Source organism: Paenibacillus sp. J2TS4 (assembly GCF_018403245.1).
In the GTDB taxonomy this organism is placed as follows: Bacteria; Bacillota; Bacilli; order Paenibacillales; family NBRC-103111; genus Paenibacillus_L.
Genome location: NZ_BOSH01000002.1, coordinates 345,020 through 371,393, shown reverse-complemented (window position 1 = coordinate 371,393; position 26,374 = coordinate 345,020). Strand labels below are relative to the sequence as shown.

23 protein-coding genes are annotated in these 26,374 nt (G+C 48.1%); 3 read left to right on the top strand and 20 right to left on the bottom strand.

Translation table 11 applies throughout. The annotated features are described in order from the left end of the window. Positions 1–243: 243 nt before the first annotated feature. The gene (locus KJS69_RS05905) at positions 244–1,152 is read left to right on the top strand and encodes a DMT family transporter (protein ID WP_213582533.1); all 909 of its coding nucleotides are present in this window, start codon (positions 244–246) and stop codon (positions 1,150–1,152) included. Positions 1,153–1,237: 85 nt separating this feature from the next. On the opposite strand, the gene KJS69_RS29915 is transcribed toward KJS69_RS05905, so the two are convergent. The 12 genes from KJS69_RS29915 to KJS69_RS05850 all read right to left on the bottom strand — a co-directional run bounded on the left by KJS69_RS29915 (position 1,238) and on the right by KJS69_RS05850 (position 12,513). Continuing rightward, positions 1,238–1,588, bottom strand: a complete 351-nt coding sequence (locus KJS69_RS29915; protein ID WP_306434397.1) for a histidine phosphatase family protein — start codon at positions 1,586–1,588, stop codon at positions 1,238–1,240. Then, complete coding sequence (locus tag KJS69_RS29910) at positions 1,564–1,791, bottom strand: phosphoglycerate mutase family protein (protein WP_283777438.1); 228 nt, start codon at positions 1,789–1,791, stop codon at positions 1,564–1,566. The genes KJS69_RS29915 and KJS69_RS29910 overlap by 25 nt, the downstream gene beginning before the upstream one ends. Before the next feature lie 823 nt (positions 1,792–2,614). Beyond that, complete coding sequence (locus KJS69_RS05895; RefSeq protein ID WP_213582531.1) at positions 2,615–3,544, bottom strand: nucleoside hydrolase; 930 nt, start codon at positions 3,542–3,544, stop codon at positions 2,615–2,617. Further along, entirely contained in the window at positions 3,544–4,518 is a 975-nt protein-coding gene (locus KJS69_RS05890; RefSeq protein WP_213582529.1) for a nucleoside hydrolase, read from the bottom strand. The genes KJS69_RS05895 and KJS69_RS05890 overlap by 1 nt, the downstream gene beginning before the upstream one ends. 1 nt (position 4,519) lies before the next feature. Then, entirely contained in the window at positions 4,520–5,437 is a 918-nt protein-coding gene (gene rbsK / locus KJS69_RS05885; RefSeq protein ID WP_249730387.1) for a ribokinase, read from the bottom strand. A 46-nt stretch (positions 5,438–5,483) separates the two neighbouring features. Beyond that, entirely contained in the window at positions 5,484–6,314 is an 831-nt protein-coding gene (locus tag KJS69_RS05880) for an energy-coupling factor ABC transporter ATP-binding protein (protein ID WP_213582527.1), read from the bottom strand. After that, a complete protein-coding gene (locus KJS69_RS05875; protein ID WP_213582526.1) occupies positions 6,311–7,174 on the bottom strand; it encodes an energy-coupling factor ABC transporter ATP-binding protein in 864 nt (287 codons plus the stop codon). Before KJS69_RS05875 ends, KJS69_RS05880 begins: the two co-directional genes overlap by 4 nt. Next, positions 7,171–7,923, bottom strand: a complete 753-nt coding sequence (locus KJS69_RS05870; protein WP_213582524.1) for an energy-coupling factor transporter transmembrane component T — start codon at positions 7,921–7,923, stop codon at positions 7,171–7,173. Before KJS69_RS05870 ends, KJS69_RS05875 begins: the two co-directional genes overlap by 4 nt. 40 nt (positions 7,924–7,963) lie before the next feature. Beyond that, positions 7,964–8,569 (bottom strand): ECF transporter S component, encoded by a 606-nt coding sequence (locus tag KJS69_RS05865; protein ID WP_213582522.1) that lies wholly within the window; start codon positions 8,567–8,569, stop codon positions 7,964–7,966. A 32-nt stretch (positions 8,570–8,601) separates the two neighbouring features. After that, on the bottom strand, positions 8,602–9,615 hold the full coding sequence (locus KJS69_RS05860) for a LacI family DNA-binding transcriptional regulator (RefSeq protein ID WP_213582514.1): 1,014 nt from the start codon (positions 9,613–9,615) through the stop codon (positions 8,602–8,604). Between the two features lie 866 nt (positions 9,616–10,481). Then, positions 10,482–11,765 (bottom strand): nickel-dependent putative hexonate epimerase, encoded by a 1,284-nt coding sequence (locus KJS69_RS05855; RefSeq protein WP_213582512.1) that lies wholly within the window; start codon positions 11,763–11,765, stop codon positions 10,482–10,484. 43 nt (positions 11,766–11,808) lie between these two features. After that, positions 11,809–12,513, bottom strand: a complete 705-nt coding sequence (locus KJS69_RS05850) for a GntR family transcriptional regulator (RefSeq protein WP_249730386.1) — start codon at positions 12,511–12,513, stop codon at positions 11,809–11,811. Between the two features lie 112 nt (positions 12,514–12,625). On the opposite strand from KJS69_RS05850, the gene larE reads away from it, so the two are divergent. Beyond that, the gene (gene larE / locus KJS69_RS05845; protein WP_213582510.1) at positions 12,626–13,444 is read left to right on the top strand and encodes an ATP-dependent sacrificial sulfur transferase LarE; all 819 of its coding nucleotides are present in this window, start codon (positions 12,626–12,628) and stop codon (positions 13,442–13,444) included. 270 nt (positions 13,445–13,714) lie between these two features. Beyond that, positions 13,715–15,625 (top strand): TOMM precursor leader peptide-binding protein, encoded by a 1,911-nt coding sequence (locus KJS69_RS05840; RefSeq protein ID WP_249730408.1) that lies wholly within the window; start codon positions 13,715–13,717, stop codon positions 15,623–15,625. A gap of 369 nt (positions 15,626–15,994) precedes the next feature. Here the strand turns inward: KJS69_RS05840 and KJS69_RS05835 are convergent, their stop codons facing one another. From KJS69_RS05835 to KJS69_RS05800, 8 genes are all read right to left on the bottom strand, one after another. Continuing rightward, positions 15,995–16,498 (bottom strand): hypothetical protein, encoded by a 504-nt coding sequence (locus tag KJS69_RS05835; protein WP_213582508.1) that lies wholly within the window; start codon positions 16,496–16,498, stop codon positions 15,995–15,997. Between the two features lie 398 nt (positions 16,499–16,896). Beyond that, on the bottom strand, positions 16,897–17,685 hold the full coding sequence (locus KJS69_RS05830) for a sugar phosphate isomerase/epimerase family protein (RefSeq protein WP_213582506.1): 789 nt from the start codon (positions 17,683–17,685) through the stop codon (positions 16,897–16,899). Positions 17,686–17,864: 179 nt separating this feature from the next. Next, positions 17,865–19,184, bottom strand: coding sequence for a phosphodiester glycosidase family protein (locus tag KJS69_RS05825; protein WP_213582504.1), 1,320 nt, complete (start codon positions 19,182–19,184; stop codon positions 17,865–17,867). 27 nt (positions 19,185–19,211) lie between these two features. Further along, positions 19,212–20,132, bottom strand: a complete 921-nt coding sequence (locus KJS69_RS05820) for a type 2 periplasmic-binding domain-containing protein (RefSeq protein ID WP_213582502.1) — start codon at positions 20,130–20,132, stop codon at positions 19,212–19,214. 203 nt (positions 20,133–20,335) lie between these two features. Further along, the gene (locus tag KJS69_RS05815; RefSeq protein ID WP_213582500.1) at positions 20,336–22,582 is read right to left on the bottom strand and encodes an AraC family transcriptional regulator; all 2,247 of its coding nucleotides are present in this window, start codon (positions 22,580–22,582) and stop codon (positions 20,336–20,338) included. Between the two features lie 412 nt (positions 22,583–22,994). Then, positions 22,995–23,597 carry a YqaA family protein gene (locus KJS69_RS05810; protein ID WP_213582498.1) on the bottom strand — a complete coding sequence of 201 codons (603 nt, stop codon included), beginning with the start codon at positions 23,595–23,597 and terminating at the stop codon, positions 22,995–22,997. An 818-nt stretch (positions 23,598–24,415) separates the two neighbouring features. After that, complete coding sequence (locus KJS69_RS05805; RefSeq protein WP_213582496.1) at positions 24,416–25,180, bottom strand: HAD family hydrolase; 765 nt, start codon at positions 25,178–25,180, stop codon at positions 24,416–24,418. A gap of 164 nt (positions 25,181–25,344) precedes the next feature. Then, positions 25,345–26,361 carry an AI-2E family transporter gene (locus KJS69_RS05800; protein WP_213582494.1) on the bottom strand — a complete coding sequence of 339 codons (1,017 nt, stop codon included), beginning with the start codon at positions 26,359–26,361 and terminating at the stop codon, positions 25,345–25,347. Positions 26,362–26,374 lie beyond the last annotated feature (13 nt).

The following is a 26,374-nucleotide window of genomic DNA, read 5'->3' as shown; positions in this document are numbered from 1 at the left end:
TTTGAAGCTTGCTTCCCCCCCCCCGATTGTAGTGGCCAGTGCCGCCAATAACAAGGGAAAATTCATTTGCATAAAAACTTTCTAATTATCGGACCCATTCATGATATAATTTCTTCACTATAGGGTGGGCTTGGCAGGGACTGTACCAAGCCGACAGCCGCGGCCTCGCGAATGGCCGGACCCGGAATTGTCCGGATATTGAATACTTACAGTCATAATTGAACGAGGGGAATCTATATTAAGATGGGCATACTGCTGCTTATACTCGCAACACTCGCATGGAGCTTGGTCGGCATTCTCGTCAAGCTGGCAAATACGATGGTAGACACCTCGATAATCACTTTTGCACGTTTTGCTATTGGTGTGGTGTTTCTCGCTGCTTTCCTGCTGATCAAGGACGGCAAGCTATTGCTTCGCTCCAATATGAAGTGGATTTGGCTGGGTGCAGCAGGGAAAGCCTGCAATTATTTATTCGAGAATATGGCGATCTCGCTTGGTTATGCTTACGGAAATATTCTCGTACCTCCGATCCAAACGATCGTACTGCTGATTATTTCGATTCTGTGGCTCAAGGAGAAGGTAACGATGAAGGGATGGGTTGCAGCCGGCTTAAGCATTATCGGGGTACTGTTGATCAGTTGGAACGGACAGCCACTTGCCCTGCTGAAGGAGGGCAGCCTGCAGATCACCTTACTGTTCGGATTGTCTGCAGTTGGCGCAGCCGTGCATGTCCTCAGTCAGAAGCTGTTGATTCAGCACATGGATGCAGGCAATATGAACCTGTCGGTCTTCTTCTGGGCCTCCATTATAACGGCCCTTCCCCTTCCGGTTCTTTCTGAGGGGATGATCGGCAGTGTCAGCCTCTCTGCGGTTTTCGCCTTAATCGGGCTGGGAGTGATCACGGGCTTGAGCTTTTACTGGTTCGCCGAAGGACTGCGCAGGGTTGATTTCTCCATTGCCGTCATTATAAGCAATAGCATGGTTCTGTTTACGATCCTATGGTCCTATCTGTTCTTCAAAGAGCCGATTACGGTTTATATCCTTTTGGGGGCGCTGGCTTTCATTATCGGACTTGTCTGGCTCAACCTCCCGAACCGTTCGGAGAGTGTTAAAGTCAAGGACCCGATTTCGGCTAATGGAAGACAGGTCTGAAGCTTATAGGGAATGACCAATATTAGGCCATTCCCTTTTTCTCTCTTTGGATAAATCCCCGCTCCACCAAGCTTTATTTTGCCCATTATAGATGGGGAGTTAGATTTTCCAAAGTAAGCTCCCATTTCCCGCCGCGATATTCAATCTTGTGAATGCTGGTGTTCAAGGCCGGATTAAACTTGTTCTTGTTCGTCCACTCTATTCCTTTTACAATATGATAAATAATATTGATAACTCCGCCATGAGTGACTACTAATACGTTCTCGTTATGATTTTGGTTTATTTGGTCGATACACAGCTTATTGAATGTTTCTTTTATTCGCGTAAAATTTTCAATCGGACTTTCGCCACCCGGGTACTTTTCATCGATTCGTAAACTGGAGAAGTACAGACCGGGATATTTTTCATCCGCTATTTCATTCGGCATTCCAGCCAGTACACCATTGTTAGTTTCCCGCCAATTCTCCGAACTGATGATGGGCAGTTCAAGCTTTTAATCTTGTATAAGCTTCTATTGTCCCAAAGATATTGTGCCAGTTTTTCTGACTGTCGTATTCCTTCGTCAATCAGTCCTCTGTCACTCCATCCTCCCCGATATCCATCCTCATCCTTACCGTGTCTAACAAGATAGATTGCCATCGTTTCCTCCTTGAATCAAGGTTTGTTTTTAATATTCGGCGATGCCTGCCTCTCAACACAATCAATAACCCCTATGTTTAAACTATACTGTAGGCAATTGGCAAAAAAGATTGAATAGCCTATGGCGAGAAAAAGGATCTTTCGGATTGTTCCCAGATGAATAAACCATTGGATCGATATAAGTACTGCGGTCTGAAGTTGAAAAAAAGGAAGCGACATAATCCTTGAAGAAAATGCAGCTTCCTCCTGATGCTTACAGGTGCTTATATTATTTTATGCTGTGCTTTGTCCGGGCAGAGCTCGCAGCGAGTAATTCAAAGATTGGACTTCCTAAATGAATGAAAGTGTCGAGGAGCGACATTTGCGTATTGTTGATCAGGTCAATCAGACGATTCGTCGCTGTCGCGCCAAGCTGGTAAATCGGCTGGGCGATCGTGCTGATCTCCGGTTCTTGCACCCAACAAGGTTATTCTCCATAAGCGACAATCATGATTTTCGGTCGTAGCAATTGCGCTCGTTCTTTTCATTAGTCATCGCCGAACTCCTGATGGCTTTGATATTTCCGTTTACATTAATGATGTCGTCACTTTTCTTACCCCGGTTATGGTCGAGATCAACCAGTTTCCTATCATTTTTCAATGGAGCTCGTATATATTTCGACCGACGTACGCTACCGCAGCGCTGCGGGATACTTTTCTCGTCGGCTGGACTGCTGAGTTGACGTGCAATTTGTTGATCTTGCCTGGGTTTTCTCCCGTCATGTATGTCGTCATTACGAAATTCGTAACCTGGCGGGTAACGAAATAAGAGACATGCTCGTCCTTTAACAAACCGTTTTCATAAAATGGGTTTTGAAGCGGTCCGCATCCACATCTATGCATACTTCGACATTCGGCTGATTGGCGTTGCGCTTTCGCAAATCGGCAATCGTTCGGCCATAAGAATAAATGCCTTCCAGATCAACCCGTACGTACATAGGTTGCCGTGTCACCAAGTCTGGATCAATCGCTACCGCGACTGCGAGCGGATCATGCAGGGCGCAATGGTCGCGATCACCATAAAATTTGCGGTAACTTCCGATATAGTACTTTGTGATGTTGGCTAGAAACTGTCCCAGATCGGTGTTTTTGGCACGCCATCCTTCGACCTCCTGCAAGTTTAATGCAGTTTTCATCGTGACATCGAGCCCGACGAGCGTGATCGGCGCTCCCGAACAAAAAACGTAATCGGCAGCTTCCGGATCGGCATAAATATTCGCCTCCGCATGCATTTGATTGTTGCCCGGAACCGATATGGCGCCGCCCATGACGACGATTCGTTTAAACAGCCGGGCGATGTCCGGCTCCTGCATAATCGCCAGCGCCAGATTGGTCAGCGATCCGGCGCAGACGAGCACAATGTCATGCGGATGAGCCTTCACTTGCTCGACAATGAAACGGGCGGCGGACAGCGGCAAGATACGGCTCGTCATTGCGGGAATGTCGAGATTCGCTAACCCGTTATCGCCGTGAAAATGCGTGGAATACCCTTTCACCATTGGACGAAACAACGGTTGCTCCGCACCTTTGGCCACCGGAATGTCCGCTCCCAATTTCTCCAGAACATAATTTGTATTGCAAGTGGCGTGCTCTACAGGAACATTGCCGAAGCATGTCGTGATGCCTACCACATCGAGCTCGGAACTACGGACGGCATACGAAATCGCCAAAGCATCGTCAATTCCGGTATCAACATCCAGTATAACACGTTGCATTAACTGTCACCTCCATCATCAGAACGGGAAGCAATCGTATCGATAAAATGACTGATAAAGCGTTCGTCTTCTACAGCCATGCAAACATTGGCGTTCGTTCTGGACTGGGGATATCGAAGATCGGCCAATGTCGCCCCCGACGACAGACTGCCTTTCGTTTCTATATAAATATAGTAAGACTCCATTGTAACAAAGCCGGGATCGTAGACGACTCCGACAGCCAGCGGGTCATGAAGCAGCCGAAATTTACCTTCATTCAATCCGGCGCTCGCCTCAAAACTGAACGAGAACAGATGGGCGAGAAATTGCCGCAACTCTGTTTGCTGCGGCGACAGTTTTTCCAATAGCCGTTCCAAATGGCGTTCTCCGAATTTGGCCTGCGACGTCGCATCAAGTCCGACCATCGTAATCGGTATGCCGGATTCAAACACGCGGGCGGCCGCTTCCGGATCGCCGTGAATATTCGCTTCTGCCACCGGCGTAATATTTCCTGGAACGTTCAAAGCGCCCCCCATCAGCACTAGCTTCGTTTTTCGCGCGATCGTCGGGTCTTTTGCCAGCGCGATGGCCAAGTTCGTCAGCCGTCCGGTAAAAACAAGCGTCAGTTGGCCGGGATTTTCATTCACGCTACGGACGATAAAGTCTGCCGCATGTTCCGGCAGCGGCTGATGGTCGCTCGGAGGCAATTCGTATCCTCCCAGTCCATTGCTGCCGTGAATGACGGATGAGAATTCCCGTCGCGGGCGAAATAGCGGAACATCCGCTCCCGTGGCGACAGGGATATCATAATCCGGCTCCGCAAGCTTCAATACGTTCAACGTATTGACGGTAGCCTGCCTCGCGTCGACATTGCCAAAGCCGCAAGTAATGCCTTCGATGCGCAATCCCGGCAACCGTACCGCATACAAAATCGCCAGCGCATCGTCAACTCCGGTATCTACATCCATCAGAATGCGTTTCATTTCTTGCTTCATATTATTCACCTCGCCTATTTAGAATCCGGTCCACTTCATCTTTAGTCGGCAGAGAAGGTTGCGCACCTTCCCGAGTTACCGTAATGGCCGCCACTTTATTGGCATACTCAAGCGCCTCCAAATCGGATAATCCCCTGCCTTTTGCAACCGCGAAGCCCGCTACGAACGAATCCCCCGCCGCTGTCGTGTCCACCGCATCAACCGGATACGCGGAAACAAAATATTGAGTATGCTCGTTCAACAAATAAGCGCCTTTCGCCCCGCGGGTGACGACAATTCGCCGCACTCCGCGAGTTTGCATATGGCGCGCCGCCCGTTCCACTTCCTCGTCGCTTTCGGTCGGCATACCGGTCAACGTTTGCAGTTCCGTCTCGTTAGGAATCAAAGTGTGCACATGTTTGAGCATCGCCGGAGGCAGTATAAGAGCAGGCGCCGGGTTCAATATAACAGGCTTTTCATACATTGCCGCTTTTTCTAAACAGTAGCCGACAACTTCTAGCGGCACTTCCAGTTGCATCACAATCCAGTCGCTTGCCTGTATCATTCCGGATATGCGGTCGATATCCCGCTTGTCCAATGTGGCATTGGCCCCGGGAACGATGACAATGTGATTTTCTGCATTCTCGCCCACTGTAATACAAGCCATCCCGGTGACGCCTTCTTGCGCCACTCCATCTGTTGAAACCCCGGCAAGACGTAAACTTTCGAGCAGGATGTCACCATATTCGTCTGCGCCGACTTTACCGATCATCCGCACTTCGGCGCCCAGTTTGGCAGCCGCCACGGCCTGATTGGCTCCTTTTCCGCCCGGATGCTTACAGAATTTGGTGCTTAACAACGTTTCTCCCGGCTTTGGCAAACACGGCACATTCATAACAAAATCAATATTCAAGCTCCCGACCACTAAAATGTTGTTCAAGACGTTTCACCCCGCGATCTCCATCCGTTTATTTTTTTACTTGCTGCTATTTACCGTTGGTGGCCGTAACTGTGTCAGCTTGCCACAAATGCCGGGTTAACTCCTGCAACGTCAATATTTTTCCATCCAGATTCAGCGAATGGCATAGCCGGCTAATATGCGGCTGTTTCAGCTTCGCCTGCCGCAAAATATCGTGATCCCAGAAAATATCCCGTTTATCCCCGTCGGCCAGCACTTGGCGATTCGCCATAACGATGGTACGATTGAAGTTGTTGACGACAAATTCCATATCGTGCGTAATCGTAATTACCGTTTTGCCCTCTTGTACGAGGATGCGGATCAGATCGCTCAATCGCTTCATCGCCGGCAAATCCTGTCCTGCTGTCGGCTCGTCCCAAATAACGACGCTGGAGTCCATCGCAAGCACCGAAGCAATCGTAACGAATTTACGCATCGAGTAGGGCAAGTTGTACGGGTTTTCTTCAAGAAATGGAACCACGCCGGTCAGCTCTGCCGATCGCATGACATTTTCCTTGATTTGCTCCTCGGACAGACCTAAATTTTTCGGTCCAAATTCAATTTCGCTGTAGACGTCATTATGAAAAATCTGTTCATCCGGATTTTGAAACACATAACCGACCTTGCGCGATAATTGCGCTGTCGTGTACTCACGCGTATTCCATCCGTCGATGATCACATTGCCGTCTGTCGGTTTTAACAACCCATTCATCATTTTCACTGTCGTCGTTTTGCCCGCTCCGTTCTGGCCGATAATGGCTACCGATTCGCCTTTGGCAAAAGACATGTTCACCCGATCTACGGCCAGGTGCCCGCTTGGGTATTGGTAGGATACATCCGATAAAGTCAGAAAGCTCATGCCCCTCCCTCCTTCGCTCTAAGCCATGATTGCACGGCGGCAATCGCCTGCGCTTCGGTAAGCGGGATCGTCCCCAAATCCATTTGCTGTCGCTTCATTTCCATTCCGAAGAGCGCATATTGCGGAAGTGCGGTATGATAAGACAGCACCGCCTCGTCAGTTAATACTTGCTCCGTTTCGCCGCTCAAGGCGACTTTGCCGTCATGCAGCAGTACGACATGATCTGCGTAACTGGCGATGAGTTCAATTTTATGCTCGACCAGAATAATCGTCTTCCCGCTTCGCTTCATCAGTTCGATGATGGCAAACACTTCTTCCGTCCCTTCCGGATCAAGCTGCGAAGTCGGTTCGTCAATGACGAGAATATCCGGCTCCATTACGATAATAGACGCGAGCGCTACTCTTTGCTTCTGCCCTCCGGACAGCTCGAACGGATTTTTATCGCGCAGCGCTTCGATGCCAAGTTGGGTCAAGACGCTATCCACTCTGTTCCGAATTTCACCGGTCTCCACCCCCAGGTTCTCCAATCCAAACGCAATTTCGTCGAATACCGCTTCTTTAACTCCACTTATTTGCGTGAATGGATTCTGAAAAACATAGCCGATTTTCGGAGCGAGTTCTCCCATCTGCCACTGGCGAATATCTTTGCCGCATACGATCACATCCCCTTGCAAATCTCCTTTGTAAAAATGAGGAATAAATCCGCGAATGACGTTGCACAGCGATGTTTTTCCGCTACCGTTCGCACCGATCAACGCATAAAACTTGCCAGCCTCAAAGTCGAGCGTAATATCTTGCAATACAGGGCTCTGACTTGTCGGGTACTGGTAGGAGACATTGTTTAGCGAAATTATGCTCATAGTACAACCCTCCCCGCAATGATGATAATAAGCAGCAGCGCCAGGATAGCCGCAATGATCCGATCGGCGTTCGTCTTATGAACAGTGTATAAGCTCGTTTTTTTTACGTTCGCCGTAAATGCTCTGGACTCAAGGGTCAGTACGCGTTCTTCCGTATTGGCGATCGAGCCAAGGATCAACGGACTGATCGTGGGCAAAAAAGCTTTGATCCTCACGCTTAATTTGCCTTCGGTTTCTACGCCCCGCGTACGTTGGGCATCCATAATGACATACGTCAGCTTTTTCATCTCAGGAATAATCTGCAATGTAGCCAGCAAAATGAATGTCACTTTTGGTGGAATGCCGAGCCGCTCCAGCGCATAAGTCATGTCCTTCACATTCGTCGTACGAAAAAACAGAATGAATGCGGAGCCGATTGCAACGATCTTAGATGTTAAAGCGAGACTGAACAAAATCCCTTCGCGCTTAATAGCAAATATCCCGAAGCTCCACACAACATCGGTCCCCGGATAAAAGAAACTTTGCAAAATAAAGATGAACACGACAATAAGGGAAAGCGCTTTTAATGATAGATTTGAAAATTGTTTGAAGCAGCCGGCAAAGTAAGAAAGCACCATGCAAAGCGGCAAGATCGCATAGGCATACCAATAATTCGGTATAATAAACACAGAGACCATACAAAACAGGACAAAGTAAAATTTGGTAGAGGGATACAAGCTCTGGATGGCGTTCGATTGTGTTGCAGCCATAGCTCCACTCTCCTTTCACTAGGTAAACGATGGATGAGATTTATTTCTTCTTTCGGATAAATGATGCGCCGTAATTCAACTTTGACAAGTATCGGGGCGACATTTTTATAACTGTAAAGTAGGCGATGAGCAAGCACAAAATTTTATCGATACTTTCGTTAATAATTTTGGTCGAAAATACGGCAGTCCAGATTTTTTGGCCCGATGCGAGGAACGTAGCGACAAGAGCGTCGGATGAGTTGCCCGTTGCGCCCCCGAATACCATGACTTGTATCGGAGAGGCGACAATGCTCGTTGTAAGCGCAACCAAAACACTGGCAATAATTACTTTCCAAAACTTGTTGAACATACCGTATATCGACAGCAGACCGACAACAAGACCAACTGCCATTTGTACGGGGGTGAACGCCAAACTGACAGGATTGATGATCGCTTTGACAAAATTGGTACAGGCGCCCGTAATCATGCCTACCCACGGACCGGCGATCATCGCTGTAAGCGCAGTACCAATCGTATCCAGGTAGACTGGAAGTTTTAACACGTTGACGATTTGCGCTCCTACGAAATTTATGGCTACACCGATGGGAATTAAAAGAATGGCAATAAGCGTAAAATCGTATTTCAAACCTCTTTTCACAGTTTGCATCGTACATTCCTCCTTGTATGTTTACAACATTTTTACTTTTGAAAGCGCGCCGTACTTCCTCTTACGACCAACTCGATTTCCATATATGTTTCTACACGGGCACGCCTCCTTCCCTGAATTTGTTTCAACAATATTTCCGCTGCCGTTTCGCCGATTTCATAGATAGGCTGGCGAATGGTAGTCAGTTTTGGACTGAGCAGCCGGTTATACTCAAGATCGTCGAAGCCGACAACCGACAGGTCGTCCGGAATGCGCAAACCGAGTTCCTCTGCGGCTTGATAGACGCCAAAAGCAATCAGATCGTTCAGTGCGAAGATAGCGGTTACCTGATGGCGGGTCAACAACTGTTTGGCAGCCTGATACCCCTCCTCCATCTCAAAATTGCTATGCACGATATACTCCGGATTCACCGGAATGCCGGCGGTTTTAAGCGCTTCCAAATAGCCTTGCAAACGATCGTGAGAGTTTTTAATCTCCTTCGGTCCGGCAATACAGCCAATTTCCGTATGCGATAAAGAGATGAGATAATTGACGGCTTTATACCCAGCCTTGACGTTGTCGATATACACGCCGCTGAATTTCAGGCTTTGATGACCGCGGTCGATCAGCACCACAGGCATGTCCAATTGTTCCACCGCTTGCTGGAACGGCTTGCCCATAATCTGGTCGGATACGGTAAGCAAAACACCGTCGGCGCTGTTCTCTTTCATCAAATTCAAATATTCAATCGTTTTGTGCACTTCTTTATCTCCATTGCAAAGAAACACGGTGTACTGGAAACGATTCGCCACATCTTCCACCCCGCGTACCAGTTCGGTAAAAAACGGGTTGCGGATATCAGGAATGATCAGTCCGATTGTCCTCGTATTTTTCGTAATCATGCTGCGCGCAATCCGGTTCGGCGTATAATTATGCTCTTTGACAATTTGCAGAACACGCTGACGTGTTTCTTCGCTGATGCCTTCCGCCTTGTTGTTGATCACTCGCGAAACGGTAGCAATTGATACGTCTGCGATCTTGGCAATATCTTTAATGGTTAATGACATATCACACACTTCTTTAATCTTATTTTTAAGAAAACGTTTTCTTAAGTCTTATTTTAACATGATGTTATAGAAATGCAACAGGAAATTATACGGAAATAAAAAACAGAACTGAAAAACGTGCTGAATCCTCCTGATTTTCCCATAAATTCAGGCTACCGCTCGACAAACAATGCTTGAATTAACCGAACTGTTGCACCTGTCGTTCACGTCGTAGTTTTAATCCCGTTAACGGATGTTTAGAGTAAACGTTTTAGTATTGTAAGGCAGTCCCCAGCGACAACGGCACGACCACCCGCATTGGTAAAAATAAAAAAACTGGCGTAATATCTTTGGCGCAAATTCGCCCAGTAAATGGCGCCCAGACACATCTGGCAAGGTTCACCGCTGGCCTAAAGTTCGCAATCGGACAAATCGGATGTTTGCAACGTATACCATTTTTATAAGGACGGATCGACGTTTGCGAAGCAGAAACAACCAACGGAATGTGAATTTCCATTATAGACCCGCTAAGCCAAGCAACCTTTCCCTTACCAAAATAAGAAAGCAGTCTAAAACGATTTCAAGTTTTAGACTGCTTTATCGGCAATACTGGATGTTCCATTTAAAGTATAATCACACATATTTTCCATTCTCTCTTCTTCCAGATCAGCATAAAAGGTACCGCAAGAATCATCGCGTATGGGGAAGATAGGCCAGACGCTGGATAGATAAGGCAAGCTAGAAAATGCTAGGGGCAGACTTGCTGCAATAACCGACAGTTTTATTCTGTGCTGTGCCCTCCAAAAGGTATTAAAAAATGTACTGCAATAGCCGACCGCCTGCCAAGGTCGGCCCCCAAAACCAGGCCAAGCTGAATCAACAGCAGGCTATTGATTTAATTTCTCTTGAGTGGTCCAAAGGCCGGCGGAGGGAGTGCTAATGAAGTAGATCTCCTCTCCATTTTCCAGGCGGTTAAAGCCGTTCTTCAATTGATCTGGCGGATACAGCTCCAATGCTTCTTCATAATCCAGGTAGTTATAATGGACCGATTCAATATCCGCTTGGGTTAAATATTTGGGAGCATAGGTGATGGAAAAGCGGCCTTCGGAAGAACCGTGAATCAAGTGGGCCGTAGCATGTGTCAAGTCTTGCAAATCCTCATTTTCCTTCCATTGCTTAATGATGCTTTCCGTACCGGAGTAACCGTATTTACGAATAATTCGGTCTACCGAGTCCTGCTCGCCGAATCGTGATAAACCGGGCCCTACAATAATCAATTCTCCGCCATCGGCCATCGCTTTGCGAGTTCGATACACGGCCTTGTTCGCCACCCATGTACTGAAAAATTCGTCGCCTTGCATAACGGCAACGACTTTTTTTAACGGGGGTACGATCGTAATGTTCTCTCTGCGAGATTGTTTGGCCGCAAGAAGATAGGTATCGAGATCATCTCCGCAATAAAATCCGCTATGTACCAGTTGGCCCCCATCATTGTATTTCATCACTACCTGGATATAGGCATCAGGCAAATGGGATAGAAATTCGGACTCCGCTTTGTTGAAGCAATGCCGGAGCGGTGTGACCAGACTGCCGAGATTGTTTTCAATACCATAGCAGGCTGCAGCGATATGCGAAGCGCAAATCGTATCTTTGCCGCCTAATCCGATAAAATAATTTTTGTTGTGGTTGGCAAAACCCAACACTTCATGAGGGACCACATGCCCAATATTCAGGATAATGTCCCACTCCCCTTCAAGCACAAGGCGGTTGATGCTTATCGGGATGTCCCAATCGGCGGCCCCATCTGAGATAGCCTTAACATAGGATGCGGGAATGGTTCCGAGCGTTTTGCAGTCATTAATCCAGTCATGAACCAGGATGCGCTCCTCCGGTATATCCCCGAACATCCATTGATTCTGCTCAGGCGTATGCGGAACGTGCTGGCCCAGGGTCGGCATCAAATACACTTCAGCCGAAGGAGCAAAAAAATGATACAGCAGATTGGTTATCCAGCCTGCGCCCGAGTGTGCCCTGGTTATATCGGGGGGCAGCAAGAGAACCTTTCGGGGATTCGGATGTATACGCTGCAAGCACTGCTCCGCGCTCTGAATAACGAGCTTCTCCATGCGCTCTCGTGTAATTTCGTCGGATTGTTCATAAAACCAAGCCATTAGTCATTCTCCTTTTCATTAGAATCGTTGGTATGCACGGGCTTCAGTCCTGAAAATATTGAGGGAACTTTTCACGCAAAGGGGGAATCTCGCTTTCCAGCTTTCCGAGATGAAGCTCGAGCAGCTGCACAATTCCGATTTCGTCCCGTTTCTTGAGACATTCAAAAAGCTCATCGTGTTCCTTGACCAGCTTGTCGGTCAACACCAGCTCTTTCATCGCCAAAAAGCGAAAACGATTAAGGTGGCCTCGCATATGGTATACAACTTCCAACAGTGTCTCATTGCCGGCTAATTGCAGGATTTGCCGGTGAAAATCTTCATCCAGCTGCAAAAATTGTCGGGTATCCTGAAGCTCGGCAGCCTCTCGCTGTTCCTGCAGAATGCGCAATATTTGTTTCTCGGCTTTCATATAGAGCGGGGTATCCCCCCAATGTTTGGCCACTGTTTTGAACGCGCTGCTTTCCAGACTCAGGCGCACCATACTGCTTTCCAGTACCTTCGTTGCGGATATGCATGCCACTTTCTTGGTACGTTGGGGAAGCACGTCAATCAGCTTTTCTGCAATAAGAAGGTGGAAGGCATCCCTTATCGGCGTACGGCTAATACCCAACGATTCGCCCAACTCGTTTTCCTGAACGGTTTGTCCTGGCAGAAGCTCCAAAGTAATAATGGAATCTCGAAGCTTGTCGTATACCTGTTCGCCTAAGTTTCGTGTATTAGAGACGGACGGGATGGAACGCATTTTCATATTCACCGCCATATGGTATGATATTGTTACTTCCAAGTATACGCGTATACATGTATACACGTCAATTTTATTCTATTATTCCATTATTTCCGATTAATTGGAGGGGAATCTCATGCAAGGCATGGACGAAAAATATGCTCGACTCGGTGAGATTTTGAAAGATATGAAGAAGATCGTCGTTGCTTTTTCCGGTGGTGTGGACAGCTCCTTTTTATTAAAGGCGGCGCTGGAATTTCTGGGACCGGAATGCGTACTGGCCATAACGGCAGATTCGGAAACGTATCCGGAACGGGAGAAAAATGAAGCGATTGAGCTGGCTAAAGAAATGAATGCACCGCATCTCATTATTCATACCAGTGAATTGGCTATTCCAGGTTATGCCGAAAATCCGACGAACCGCTGTTATTTCTGCAAAAATTCGTTATTCGATCACTTAATCCCTATCGCCAAGGAACGCGGATATGACCATGTGGTGTTTGGAGCGATTGCTGATGATCTTGGAGAGCATCGTCCCGGCTTGCAAGCGGCCCATGATCAGGGCGTCCGCGCACCACTGCTGGAAGCACATATTAAAAAATCTGAAATTCGCCATTTATCTCGCCAATTTGGGTTGCGAACATGGGATAAGCCGTCTTTTGCCTGCTTATCTTCACGCATTCCCTATGGGGAGGCTATTACAGCGCAGAAGCTTTCGATGATCGATCAAGCTGAAGATTTCCTTATTCAATTGGGATTCAGGCAGGTGCGGGTCAGACAGCATGACAATCTGGCGAGGATAGAGGTGCCCGCAGCGGATTTGGCAGAGGTGTTAGCAGTGGCGGAAACGGTGCATGCTAAACTTAAAGAAATTGGCTACGCCTATGTTACTCTGGATCTGAAGGGCTATCGGTCCGGAAGTATGAATGAAGTATTGGGGACGGGGTTTAATTAAACTGGATTTAGACCTTCTTTAGGGGGAGTTCCATGCAGATGGGCTCTCCCTATTTGTTGATCTTGCCATCCGGCATTCTATTGCGAACTAATTCCCAATTCATATCATAATTTGTTAGGGAGTTTATAAGAAGGAAACGTAAGTGACTGGCCGTTTCATACTATTGCAAAAGAGCTCGTACTTGAAAGGTATCGTAAAAACTTGGAAATGTGCGGGAGGAGGTTCGCAGTGAAAATAGTAACGGTTGTTGGTGAAGGGCTATTAGCCGATATGGTACGTACAGAACTGTCGGATTCTGAGTTGTTTAAGGTTGTTTCTCATTCTGATTTAAAGAAGAAAATACCTTCATCCTCGAAATTAGTGCTGGTGCTGCAGGATGAATGGCAATCCTCCTGCTGCCTTGCGGCGTATGAATTGCTGCAGCCCTTGGGCATTCCTTGGCTGTACGGATATGTTGCACGTGACGAAGGTATCGTCGGTCCATGGGTACGTCCTGGGGCTGCCGGATGCCCTCAGTGTGCCAATACCCGCCGTTTCCTTGCGGGAAGAGAATCCGACGAGAGGTTAGAAAATCTCCTCAGCGGCCTGCTTTCATCAGATGGAGTGACCCCGGATCCCAGACCTTCCAGAACAGCCCTTGGGCAAGTGGCTCAGTTGATCGTCGCAGAAGCTTACCGGGAGCTGCGAGGCAGTCGTACTCGTGCGGAGGAACGGATGTATCTAATAGATTTGAAGACATTGCAAAGCTCCCTTCACTTCTTCCTTCCGGACCCATTCTGCTCCATTTGCGGCCGGCTGCCCGATGACTCTGCGGCGGAGGCGCAGATTGAGCTTAAGCCAAGTCCTAAAATAAGCAAGGGCCATTACCGTTGTCGTTCGCTCGATGAGTTCCAAAAAGTTCTGGTCATGGATTATTTGGACGTCCGGACCGGGCTTTTCAATGCCAGAATGCATGAGTTGGCTTCTCCCTTTGCGAATGTGACTGTTAACTTGCCTTCGTTCTCGACAGGAGACGAAGTCACGGGAGGACGCTCCAATTCCTTTATAGAAAGCGAGCTAACCGCCATTATGGAAGGCCTGGAACGAAACTGCGGACTGACTCCTCGCGGTAAACGAACGGTGATTAAGGACAGCTTTCGCAATCTGCAAGACCAGGCCCTCCATCCCATCCAAGTAGGAGTGTATACGGAGGAGCAATATGCCGAACCCGATTTTCCATTTGAACCGTTTGATCCCGACCGTCCGCTCGACTGGGTTTGGGGGTATTCATTCCTGCAGGAGCGTCCGATTCTTGTTCCTGAACGGCTAGCTTATTATAGCACGGATTACGGCGGAGGGTTTGTCCAGGAAACCTCTAACGGGAGCGCTATTGGCGGAAGTATGGAGGAAGCGATTTTATACGGTATTTTGGAAGTCGTGGAACGTGATTCTTTCCTGATCACCTGGTACGCGCAGCTACCCGTTCCTCGCCTCGATCCTCGTTCGGCTGACGACCAGGAGCTGCTATTAATGATTGACTGGTTGCACAATGTCGCTGGTTATGATGTTTATCTGTTTAACATGACTATGGAGAATCGGGTGCCGAGCATTTGGGCATTGGCCAAAAATCGGGGATCCCGCGGACCCAACCTCCTCTGTGCCGCCGGGGCGCATCTTGATCCGATAAGGGCTGCCAAAAGCGCCATCCATGAATTGTCCGGAATGATGAGACCGCTTCAGGAGAAATTCGAGGCGCATCGGGACGAATATGTATCGATGCTTCACGACTCGTCCCTCGTGCAGCAGATGGAGGATCATTCCCTTCTTTACTGTTTGCCGGAAGCGGAGGAGCGGCTACAATTTTTGCTGGATGAGCAGCGTCCATTGCGAACCTTTAATGAGGAATTCCATGCGAGGGTACAGCATCCGGATCTGACCGACGAATTGAAGGATTTGCTACAGGTTTTCCTTAATTTAAATCTCGATGTGATTGTCGTCAATCAGTCGTCACCGGAAACGATGCGCAATGGCTTGTATTGCGTCAAAGTGCTGATACCAGGAATGCTCCCGATGTCGTTCGGTCACCATCTGACTCGCTTGAACGGTCTGGACAGGGTTCTGAAAATTCCGGCACAGCTAGGGTATGTGAAGCAGCCCCTATCGCTTGAGCAGCTTAACCCGCATCCTCATCCTTTTCCGTAATTTTATTTAGGGAGTCATCACTTATGCCTGCAGTGATTTAAGGGACGGCATCCGCTATGGCCGTCCCTCTTCTCTATCTGCCCCTAGTCGGGTAGTTCCTATAATCGTCCTACTTATTACCATAAATTGTAGTTATTGCTCCGTTCCACATTATTAATCGCATTAATTATTAACTATATTAATTATTTATAGCATCCGTCGTCAAGAATTCCCTCCTATTTGATAACCCCTAAAATACTGTCCATTGTAGCAACTGATTCGGGCAAGAATCGATAACTAAAAACAGCCCGAAACTAAAATTAGCTCAGGCTGTAAATCTGTTTCTTCAATGATCTGATTCCTGTCGTCAGGCAGAGCTGACAGAAGGCTTTAGCTCTCCCTTTTCTTCGCGACCAGCATGAATGCGCCCACAAGGATCATCGCCACTGGAATGATGGGCCATCCGATGGACAGATGGGTAAGCATGGAGCCGATGGAGAAGACCGAGAAAAACAAAATAGACAGAACTGTCAATATATTAATCGGTATCAACAGCCACTTGTTGCGGCCTCCGAACCAGTATAGCTCGAATAGTCCTACCGCTGGAGCCAATATAAACCCTGGCCACATGTAATTCCAACTATCAAACAGCATGGAGATTTGACAAACAACCCCCGCCGTCAACAGTACCCCTCCGGGAACCAGCATTCCTACTCCTCTGCGCCCCGTCATAGAGAAGTACATCCAGTGAAAAAACAATCCTGCCGGAATAACGAACAAGCTCGGCCAAAACAATCCGAAAATCGTTCCGACTCCGAATGTTTCCCCCCGGTTTAAAAATAGGAACGCCCCGAGAAGCAGCAGGACAGCTCCAAAAACAGTTCGTAAATTCATCGTTTTGCTCCTTTCTCAAATTTCCCTGCGAATTAGATAAAATCAGCATAGCATGTTCAGACAAGATTTACCTCCAACCTCGGGCAAGTTAGAAACTGGACCTAAGTCCAGTTTCTCAGACTGTTGTAGAAGCATCTATGTTGGTGTATCCGCCCCCTGCAAAGTCAAATAGGGGTATAAGTGCGCGATAGATGGATGCGAAAGAGTGCGTTATGTACGAAATATCATACAGTCAGATGTGCCGATTTCTATAGCGGCCCCGGACGATTATACGGTCGGATTTGCAAAAAAACCAAGTCACCTCGCGGAAAAGGGTTCCGTAGGTGACTTGAATTTGGCAAGAATAGATCAGACTTACTCTGATTTAGGGCTGCCATTAGCCAGCTATTATTAAGGCTTCATGCCAGCAAGCGCTCCCAGCAAGCTTTAAGCTCCTCTGGCGCAGGGTTCCGGACCTCGAACATAAACGGGCCAGAGTACCCTTGCTCGACAAGGCTGGCAACAACTTGATGCCAATCGATGATCCCTTCCCCGGGCATCCAATGCTTCTCATCGATCCCATCATAGTCCGACATATGAACGGTAATAATCCGCGAACCGACTTTGCTGATGAAATCTGCAGCGGTTTCCTGCAGTAAATGATTGACATCGCAGCAAACCATCAATTCACCGTCAGGCCCTATCAATTCGAGAATTTCGTCGCTCGTATTCCCGAGGCAGGTTCTGGGCAAACACTCGACTGCGATGCGAACCTTCAGATGGCTCGCCCGCTGGGCCAAATCGTGCAGCGAATCCCGGCAGATGGAGAGCCGCTCCTGCCTATCCTCGATGGCAATAGGCTCATAGCTCGGATGCAGCACTGCCCTTCCTACCCCCCAGCTCTCCGCCAGCTGCAGCAATTTATACAGATTGGCTATTATACCCTCTCTTTTACCAGGATCCGGGCACGAGACGTCCCAATCGTGACCATAGGGCAAATGAACAGACCATACCTCCAGGTTCAAGCGGTCCGCCTCCCGGACAATCGCGGCAAATTGCTCGGATAGCTCTTGGAACTGATTAATCCAGTCCTTGCTGTGCAGCACCAGCTCAATGCAGTTCAATCCGGCGCTCTTGATTTGCTCCAATCCGGCGGTATTTTTAACATTGTAGGAAGTGCCGACCTTCCATCCTTCCAGTGGGCTCAATCGTTTCACTCTCCTCTGTTTGTAAAATGCCTGATAGGCGATCACTCGGCTATGTTGTGATTCCATCTCAGTTATTTCAGATTTTCCATGAGCACTTTCGTCCTTCATTCGTCCTGATCGATGTCGATTTATAGGACAATCCACTCTTCATTCCATAGAAGCCGATGTGTCATTGCCACCTATGGCTTGGTGGAAACTAAGAGCAGAGCATTGCCTACGGGCCGTTCCTTTCCGTCGGAAGGACGGTTCAATACAGTAAGTCCCGTATCTCCCGGCATGCGTACCGCATAGGTCGATGATCCCCCTCCATCCACATTAATCGCTTCGTCCATCCCCATGGCCTGAAGCAAGGCAGCTTGCTCCCGGGTGGAGATTCCATCGGAGAATCCTGGCTGGCGGCCATCGAAGACGAAGGCATACAGTTCGTTGTCTTTCAAGGCCAGCACCGTTCTCGGATGGTGTTCGAAATAGTTTTTGTCCTCAATATTCAGAACGGACTCAGCTACCTTGCCTTCGTGAACCAACACATTGGCAAATCTGTGGTTGAATCCGGCCAGGACGTACTCTGCCTCATCGAGACCGCTATCTATCTCTATTTTAACTGAAACCGCTTCGCCGGTCTGCAAATTTTGCCGAATCCAATCCGCTTTCGCCCCGCTCGCCGAAAGCACATATTTCCCCTGTGGAATAGGATGGTTGAATCCGGTCAGAATGGCTTCAACGGTGCCGGACATTTCTTTGCCCGGCTGCCACTTTTCGCTCGGAGCGTCGGGAGTCAGAATCACCTCGACTCCCCCGCTCCCCTCTGACAGTGTACTCGGTCCGAAACGATCCGTCAGGATCAAAGCATGGTCCGTCATTTTGTCCTTCCGTATTTTGTTAAACCCATCGAGCTCGAGACTGCCGCCGCTCTCCGTCCGCAGCCAGGACTCCACCTGCACACTTCCGCCCATCCGGTAGGTCCCGTCTGTCATAACGGCTAAATAGGTGCTGGACATACCGGTGGGCGTGGTTAGGATTTCCCCGTCCATGATGTGCAAGCCTAACGGAACTCCGGTCGGGACATCGAAAAAATCGGCATTGACTGCAGCTACGACTCTGTGCCCCTCCCTATCGTGCTTGGCGGCAATGTTTGTCACCGTATCCTTACCGGTTACATGTTCTGTGGCCGGAACTAACTCCAATTTAAGATGGGGATGGCCGGCCCGAGCCTTTAGCCTATGAAACACATTGACAATACGTGTTTCTTTGTCCGACTCCAGAACGGTTTCCTTCTCTTTGTCTTTGCTTTTTTCCGAAGGCGCGATCATATGGAAATTCATGGACATCTGAACCGTACCCGTTTCATGTTGAACGCCGGGAACGACCTGAAACTCTGCCCGAGATAAGATGTTGTTCGCAGCAACCTCTGTCCCGCCGTTGAAAGCAAGCAATAACAGCAGACTCCCCAGAACAAGCAGACCGGAAAGGGTCCGCGTGCGCCTCTTCATAAAGAGCATCCGAACATCTCCTCTTCCTCATTCATTTTAGTTTTTGAGTTCCTTCCACAGCTCGTTTGCTTGCTTCTCGATTTCTGCACCGCCTTGCTGATAGTATTTTTGAATAAATACGTCGTATTTGTCGACCGGCCAGACTCCCGTCACGATTTTAACGAAATACTCCTTCCACAGCTTGGTTTCGAGATCCGGGTAATCGTTCTCCGCCGGCAGCGTATTCCACAATTCGTTGACGATCAGATGCTGATTGACAATTTCGATCGCTTCGCGCACTGGCGGCTTGGCGTAACGCCGGTCCGTAATATAGATCATTCGGATCGGATTGGAATAGCCCCGTTTGTAAAGATCGGCATATGGTGTAATTTGATCGATCGTATTGCTGGCCCGGTCATAAGTGAAATCCTTATCTTCAATCCCATACAGCACCAGGTTAAAGCCTCCGTCATCGTTAGCCATCCAATCGAGGAACTGGAACAGCTTCTTCGGATCCTGCGCATGAGCGGATAAAGACCGGAAGGGGGCAGCGGAGACGGCGTTGACCTCCTGGTAACCCCATTTGCCGTCGGGACCAAGCGGGGCTTCCAGCATAACCACCTCGGCACCCGGATTAACATTGCTGAGGGCCAGTGCCGTTGGATTCGAGCCTTTCTCGGTGTAGTAGACATCCCCTTCGAACAATCCTACCAGAGAGTTCGTAATTTTCTCGTTCTTCTGCTTATCCTCCATGATCGGAAAATCATGATCGATCAAGCCGTCCTTATACCAATTCTGAAGAAGGGTGAGCGCCTCTTTCATCTCCGGCAAGACCAGCCCCTTCTTGAGCTGTCCGTCCCGCTCCATCCAGAAGGTCGGAATAATCCCGACATGGGCCAATAGTGAATTAATAGAAAGTAAATGATGCCTGGCAGGAGGAGAACATAATAATATTTGTGCCGTGCAAATGTTCTCCAATACTTCTTCCCTCGAGCAGTAGTTTGTCGGTTTGCGATTTCGCGGGATACAGCGGGCAATGCCAAGCGAATTCCTCCTTCCGTCGAGTTATGATTGCGTTTTCATCGTAATGGATTCCGACCAGGGAGGAAATTACGAGTTTTTGATTCGCATGGATTTTATCCCGCATTTTAGGCTTAAGGACACAAAATATTCATGGCCGATCAAGAAAGATCCATCACTTTTTTGCGATATTCGCCTGGAGTTGTTCCCTCCGCTTTCTTGAACGAACGGATAAATGTATGTGCGTCGTTATAGCCGATCAGCTGGCTGATTTGCTGCAGCGATTTCGACTTGTCTCTCAACAGGACTTTACTCATGCTCAATCTCCGCTCCGTCAAATATTCGAGCGGCGACTTGCCCACCTCCGCTTTGAAGACGCGGCTCAGATGTGAAGGACTGATTCCGATGTGCGAGGCGATATCCGCAATCGAGATATTGCTTGCATAATGAGACTCCATATACTCTATCGCCTGCCGAACCCAGGGGCTGCTGTCCTCCGCTTGCTCCCTCACCGTCTCCAAATAATCGATAATCTGCCCGATTTGCCGCAGGAGCATGCCCTGTAATTCCAACTGGTTCTGACATTGCTGCAGCTGAAGCAGGTCCACTTGATCCATCAGCGGCTCGATATCATATCCTTCCTGCACCAGAGAGCCGAGAACATGGCTCATGAGCATGACGATCATTTGCAGCAGCTTGGGATAGGGAGAGCCGCTGCTCAGCAAATACCTATCGAACAGCTCGGTCATATAATGTTCCACCCGGTCGCGGTCTCCGGTCAGAATCGTGTTCAATATTTTCTTCTGATAAGCCGCCGGGTATTGAAAATGTCCGGATTCATTCGTCTCCTCGGCAAAGCAAACGGCCGATTGCGGCAGGAAAGCTTTATAGGCCATGGCCCGTTTCACTTGCTCGTAAGCTTCAGCAAGCAGCTCTAACGGCCGGATTCCGCTGACGAAGAAGTACAGCTCCGCTTCCAATCGGCTGCGGGCCAAACGTTGGATTGTCCGGCAGCCGTCCTCCAGCTCCGCCATGAGCTCTCCGTCGAATAGGCCCCGGTCGAAATTCAGGATGAAGGCGAACTTGCCTCGCTCGAGAATAGTTCCTGCCGCCATAAATCGGGCATTCAGCTCGCCTTCTGCCAAGCTGAACAAGTACAGCGTATGTCCGGCCGAGCTCTCCCGATCGCGCCCACTCTCGTCCGCGACAACGAGTACGGCATGATAAGGAGAGACGAAATGAATGCCGGCCTCGGCGAAGCGCCGGGAGGCGTCATGGTCGTCGGGCTGATGGTTGTGAAGCCATTCGTGGACGACATGATTGCGAACGATCGGCTCATTATGGCGGATAGTGGCTATCAGATTATGAATCGCCCGGTTGACGACCGCATAGGCGTCCTGACTCTCTCCGGGAGTCCCCAGTACATGCCCCTGAAGCTTGGCGGCCAGACGCCGCCAAGGATCGTACAGAATCGAAGCGAACAAGTAAGACAATCCGACGCCGACCGCAACAACGCCGAGCATAATGAGTGCAGCCTGGCGAATGGCGCCCATTATAACCGGGGTGTAGGAACCGACAGGGTTCAAATGCAGCAAGGTCCAGCCATTCGTTGTGCTTTTGGAGCCGCTCAGCAGATACTTCGTTCCGGCGAGCGGAACCACTTCTGTATAGACGATTCCCGGCATGATTTTCTGAAACTGTTTATGTAAATCCAGTCCCTCGATTGTTGCGGAGACCAGACGATCTCCCGGGTCGGCCACAATCAAAGGTCCCGGCAGCTGCGAATTCAAATTAAGCAGAGTGCTCATGAACACATCCTTGTGTATGTTGAACACCAGATAGCCTAAGGCCGTTTTTTGAGTAGTCGGGACGGGCTTGACGAAAGACAGGACCTCCTTGTCCGGATCGCCCGGACGTTCACGCAAACCGACCCAAGGGCGTGGATATCCAGAATCGGAGCCAGTCACCTGGCGTAAAAAATCTTGATCATAAAAGTCCTCTTTGTCATACAAGCCCTCATTGACCGTCAACACTTTTCCATTCTGCAAAATATCCAGATAAATAGATTCGAACAATGCATTGGAATTCATCCAGCTGCGCAGCTGGCCCTTAATTTCCGCATATTGATAAGCCTGCAGGTCAAAGGGGCGAGTCAGCATCTCCAGCACATTCGGCGTTAGAGAAATTTGCAAGGACATTTGTCCTAATTGATCGAGCAACTGCTGTAGATTGCGAGAGGATTGATTCAGGAAGTCTTCGGAAATGCTTTCATTTTGTCGAACGGCATCCTGATACTTATTGTATATTTGAAGAGTCAGGAGCAATAGAGTTGGAAGCAGTATCATAACGAAGAACAAGATCAAATGCTTGCGGAAAGCGGACTTCGTTACCGTCATTTTACGGATCATGGAGTCACATCCCCCTTGAAATTTTTAATATTTTCTATCATGGTTCCTCTATCTGCTTTTGTCAATTCCCATGGAGTGACGCATAGCCTTCGAAGCGTATTCCGTCCGCACTCCAACGGAGTCGGCGTCTAAACCTTCCTCTAATCGCGGTCGTTCTTCATGAATTTGCTTCGATAAAGGTTTATACAGTACTTTGCGGGGAGCCCCGTAAAATACCCCACAAAGTGACGTTTGCCTTCGAAGCGTATTCCGAATACTTTGCGGGGAGCCCCGGAACTTATAAATTCTATACTATTGAAAAAACAGCCCGGCTGGGCTGTTTATGATCTAGCTCCGATATATGGAGCTAGAGAAGTTAAACCGGATATTCATAAGATTTCGTTCCTTAACTCAGTAATACCGCTGTGGCGTTTTATTCCGATTGTTCCAGCTGCTGCTCCGATTTGCGCTTAAGATCTTTTTTATTCTTTATTATTTTTACAACGATAAATCCGATTCCCAGCACTACACCTATCCCGAGAAAAATATATTTCAAGCTGTCGATCATGCTCTCTGCTGCCCGGCCATACATATAGAAAAGTGCTCCAACGACGTAGAATTTCGCGGCGCGCCCTAATGCGGCATAAAGGATTAGCTTCCAGACAGAGAAATTCAGGCAGCCGGCCAGGATGGTGAACACTTTGAAAGGAATAGGTGTAAAAGCTCCGACGAGAATCGCGGCCTCCCCATTGCGGTTGAACATGGTGGAGGCTTTTTCAATCCAATCCTTCTTAAGAAATTTATATAATACGGATTTGCCCAATCCTTTCCCTATTAAATATCCTAGCGGAGTTCCGAGGAGACTCCCAAGATAACCTACGCTTGCCAAACTTAGGGCTGAGGAAGGATGAATGATGCTTAGCGGCACTTGCAGAAAAAAAGCGGGAATCGGAAAAATAACGGCATCCATAAAGGAATGAATAAATAGCCCCAGGCTACCAAAATCCATTAAAAAATCGATGACTGTTTGAAACATATTGCCGAGGCCTCCTAAAATATGGCGGGTTCATATATCATGCGGGATTGCTATCCATAGTTGGAGAAAGCTTGCTTAAGAACGGGTTCAACCCCTTCCCTCACCTATAAAGACTTTAATAAGCTCTGTTCTTCCGGATAGCTTAAGCAGGGTTTACTTTACTAGATTAGAGGTCCGGACACCAAGCGGACGGAATCCTGCAGTCTCCGTTCACAGGTGCTGTGTCATCGCTTTGTTAAAGGTTATTGAAGTGAATTTAATCGGGGATAAAATCAAGCTCTTAAATAAAATAGGAATGGAAGCGCGATTGCGAAACTGTTCGCTTGAATTAAGAAAGCTCACCAAAACGGGGAGTAACGTAGACAGAACGGACAATTGAAGAATAAGAATGGTCTTAATGGCGGCCCACGGATGGTAAGCCGACTTAGAGTAGGACGCAGACTTCATGTTTAAAATCGGCGTTTGAGGAGCCGAGGGCAAGTTGTCGTGCAGAGCGACCGGTATCACTAAAAGGAAGCACAGTAAAAAAGCAAAGCCGCAAAGCAGATAGCGCTGTTTTCTTGTTGCGGAAATCCTCATTGCTTTTTCAACATCCTTCCAGATAGTGATCACAAATAACAGCTTAGCATAAAATAATGATCCTCCGCAATGCACACGTGCACCTGCAGCAGGAAATGCCGTTCAGGGAAATCATTCGGGTGTCTCCTATAGACGGGGACACTCCCTATAGCCAGTGGGGAGCGAGTGGTGAAACAGACCTTACCGCTCTCCTCTCCCACTCGCTTGCCGACTGCTGATGGACAAATCCGTACCGCAGGTCATACAAACGCTTTCAGCTCTGAAATCTGTTTGATCGTTCCTACAGGGACCGGACTTGCCGGTTGCGTTCTTCCTTTCTTGTTGAACCAGATCGATTTCATTCCGATCCTCATCGGCCCCTCCACATCATTCTTCCAGGAGTCGCCTACGAATAAGGCTTCATTCGGCTCTACGCGAAAATGCCGCAATGGTCTGTAATAAATTTCGGGAGACGGCTTCTCACATCCGACTTGCTCGGATATAAAAACGGATTCGGCGGGAAAAAATCTATTAACTCCTAATGCCTGAAGCTTATCTTGCTGCCAGCTGGCGGTCCCGTTGGTGACGATCCCCAGCAGGTATCGGGCTTGCAACGTGCTCAACAATTCAATTAATCTTTCATCCGCTTTCATAAAAGCTTTGCTCTGCTGTTGATATATTTTTTCAAAAGCTTTGGCGGAGAGCTCGTCAGCCTGCTTCCCAAATTCAGCCAAAGTCTCGATAAACCGTTTTTCCCGGAATTGCTGAATGCTAATCTGTTGATGGTAATATTGCCGCTCGTACACTTCCGATTTTTGACGAAAGCAGGCAAAGAGTTGATCAGGGTCCTCTTCACAGGTTAAAGGGTGATGGCGGAAGGCTTCCTTCGAACTCGCCTCCCAATAATCGTCAAAATGCAGCAAAGTATCGTCCAAGTCAAATAGAATGAGTCGAATTTGACCGTGCAATCCTGTCCCTCCTTCCTCCATCCTCATAACAGACGGCCGCATATTGTTTAATATCATATCATATTCCTCTATCGAGTGGTGAGGTGCTAGCTCATTTGCACATGTAATGAAAGGAAACAAGCCTATCAATAAAAGAACCGTTCCCCCGTTATAGGAAGAACGGCCTTAATTAACGTGTAAGTGTACCGATTGGGATTGTCCGGCTGCAGCTCCCGACACAATTAGTGACTATAATCCTTCACCTCGATCACATCGAGAATAAAAATAAACATCGGAATCCCTATAATCAGCCCCCACACGCCGAAGAAATGCTCACAGAAGATTAGAACGACGAAGGTGTAGAACACCGGCAAATTGGTTTTGGAGGACATGAACTTCGGGTTCAAGAAATAGGCTTCCACCGCATGAATGATGGCGATCATAATCAGAATATAGATGACTTTGGGAATCCCTCCAATAGTAAAGGCAATAGTACATAGAGGGATTAATGAAATAATGACTCCAGCGACCGGAATCAGCCCGAGAACAAAGATCAGCAGGCCGAGGGCAAATAAATGGGGAAAGCCCATAAATGACAAGACGATCACCGATAATACGCAATTGACCAGAGCGATCATGAACTGGACTTCGATAACTTTGCCGAAGGATCCGACAAATTTTTGCCCGAAATATTCCAATTCCTGATAAAAGGCAGAGATCTTGCTTTCCCTTAGTTTGGATGTAAATTGTTGAATTCGCTGTTTATCCAACAGGAAGAACAGACTAAGGATCAAGGCCAGAAAGATTTGTAAACCCCATTTGCCAATATTGCTGATCGATTTGTACAGAAAGTCAAACCCTTTCTCCATATAACCCGTCAATTCAATTTCCTTAATGGTGTTAACAATATAATTCACGATTTCATTATCTTGTGGTCTCGTATAGAAATCGGTAATTTGTCGAATCAATTGCGAGATTTCAACAACGATCACGGGGAAAAATTTATACAGGCCTGCGCCCAAGCCGAATACAATGGCTGTGTATAGCAGCAGAATGACTAGCTTTCGGTTGACCTTGACGATTTTCTCCAATCTGGTAACCACAAAATGTTGAAGCCGATTCATGAGAAAAATAAAAATAAACGTTATTAGGATTAAATCCAAAATACTTCGGATACTGTACAAAACAATAACCATGGTCGCCAAAATGACGAACCTGCGAAACCCCCTGTTTTGAAACAACGTTTTGGCTTCAAACATTGACTACAACTCC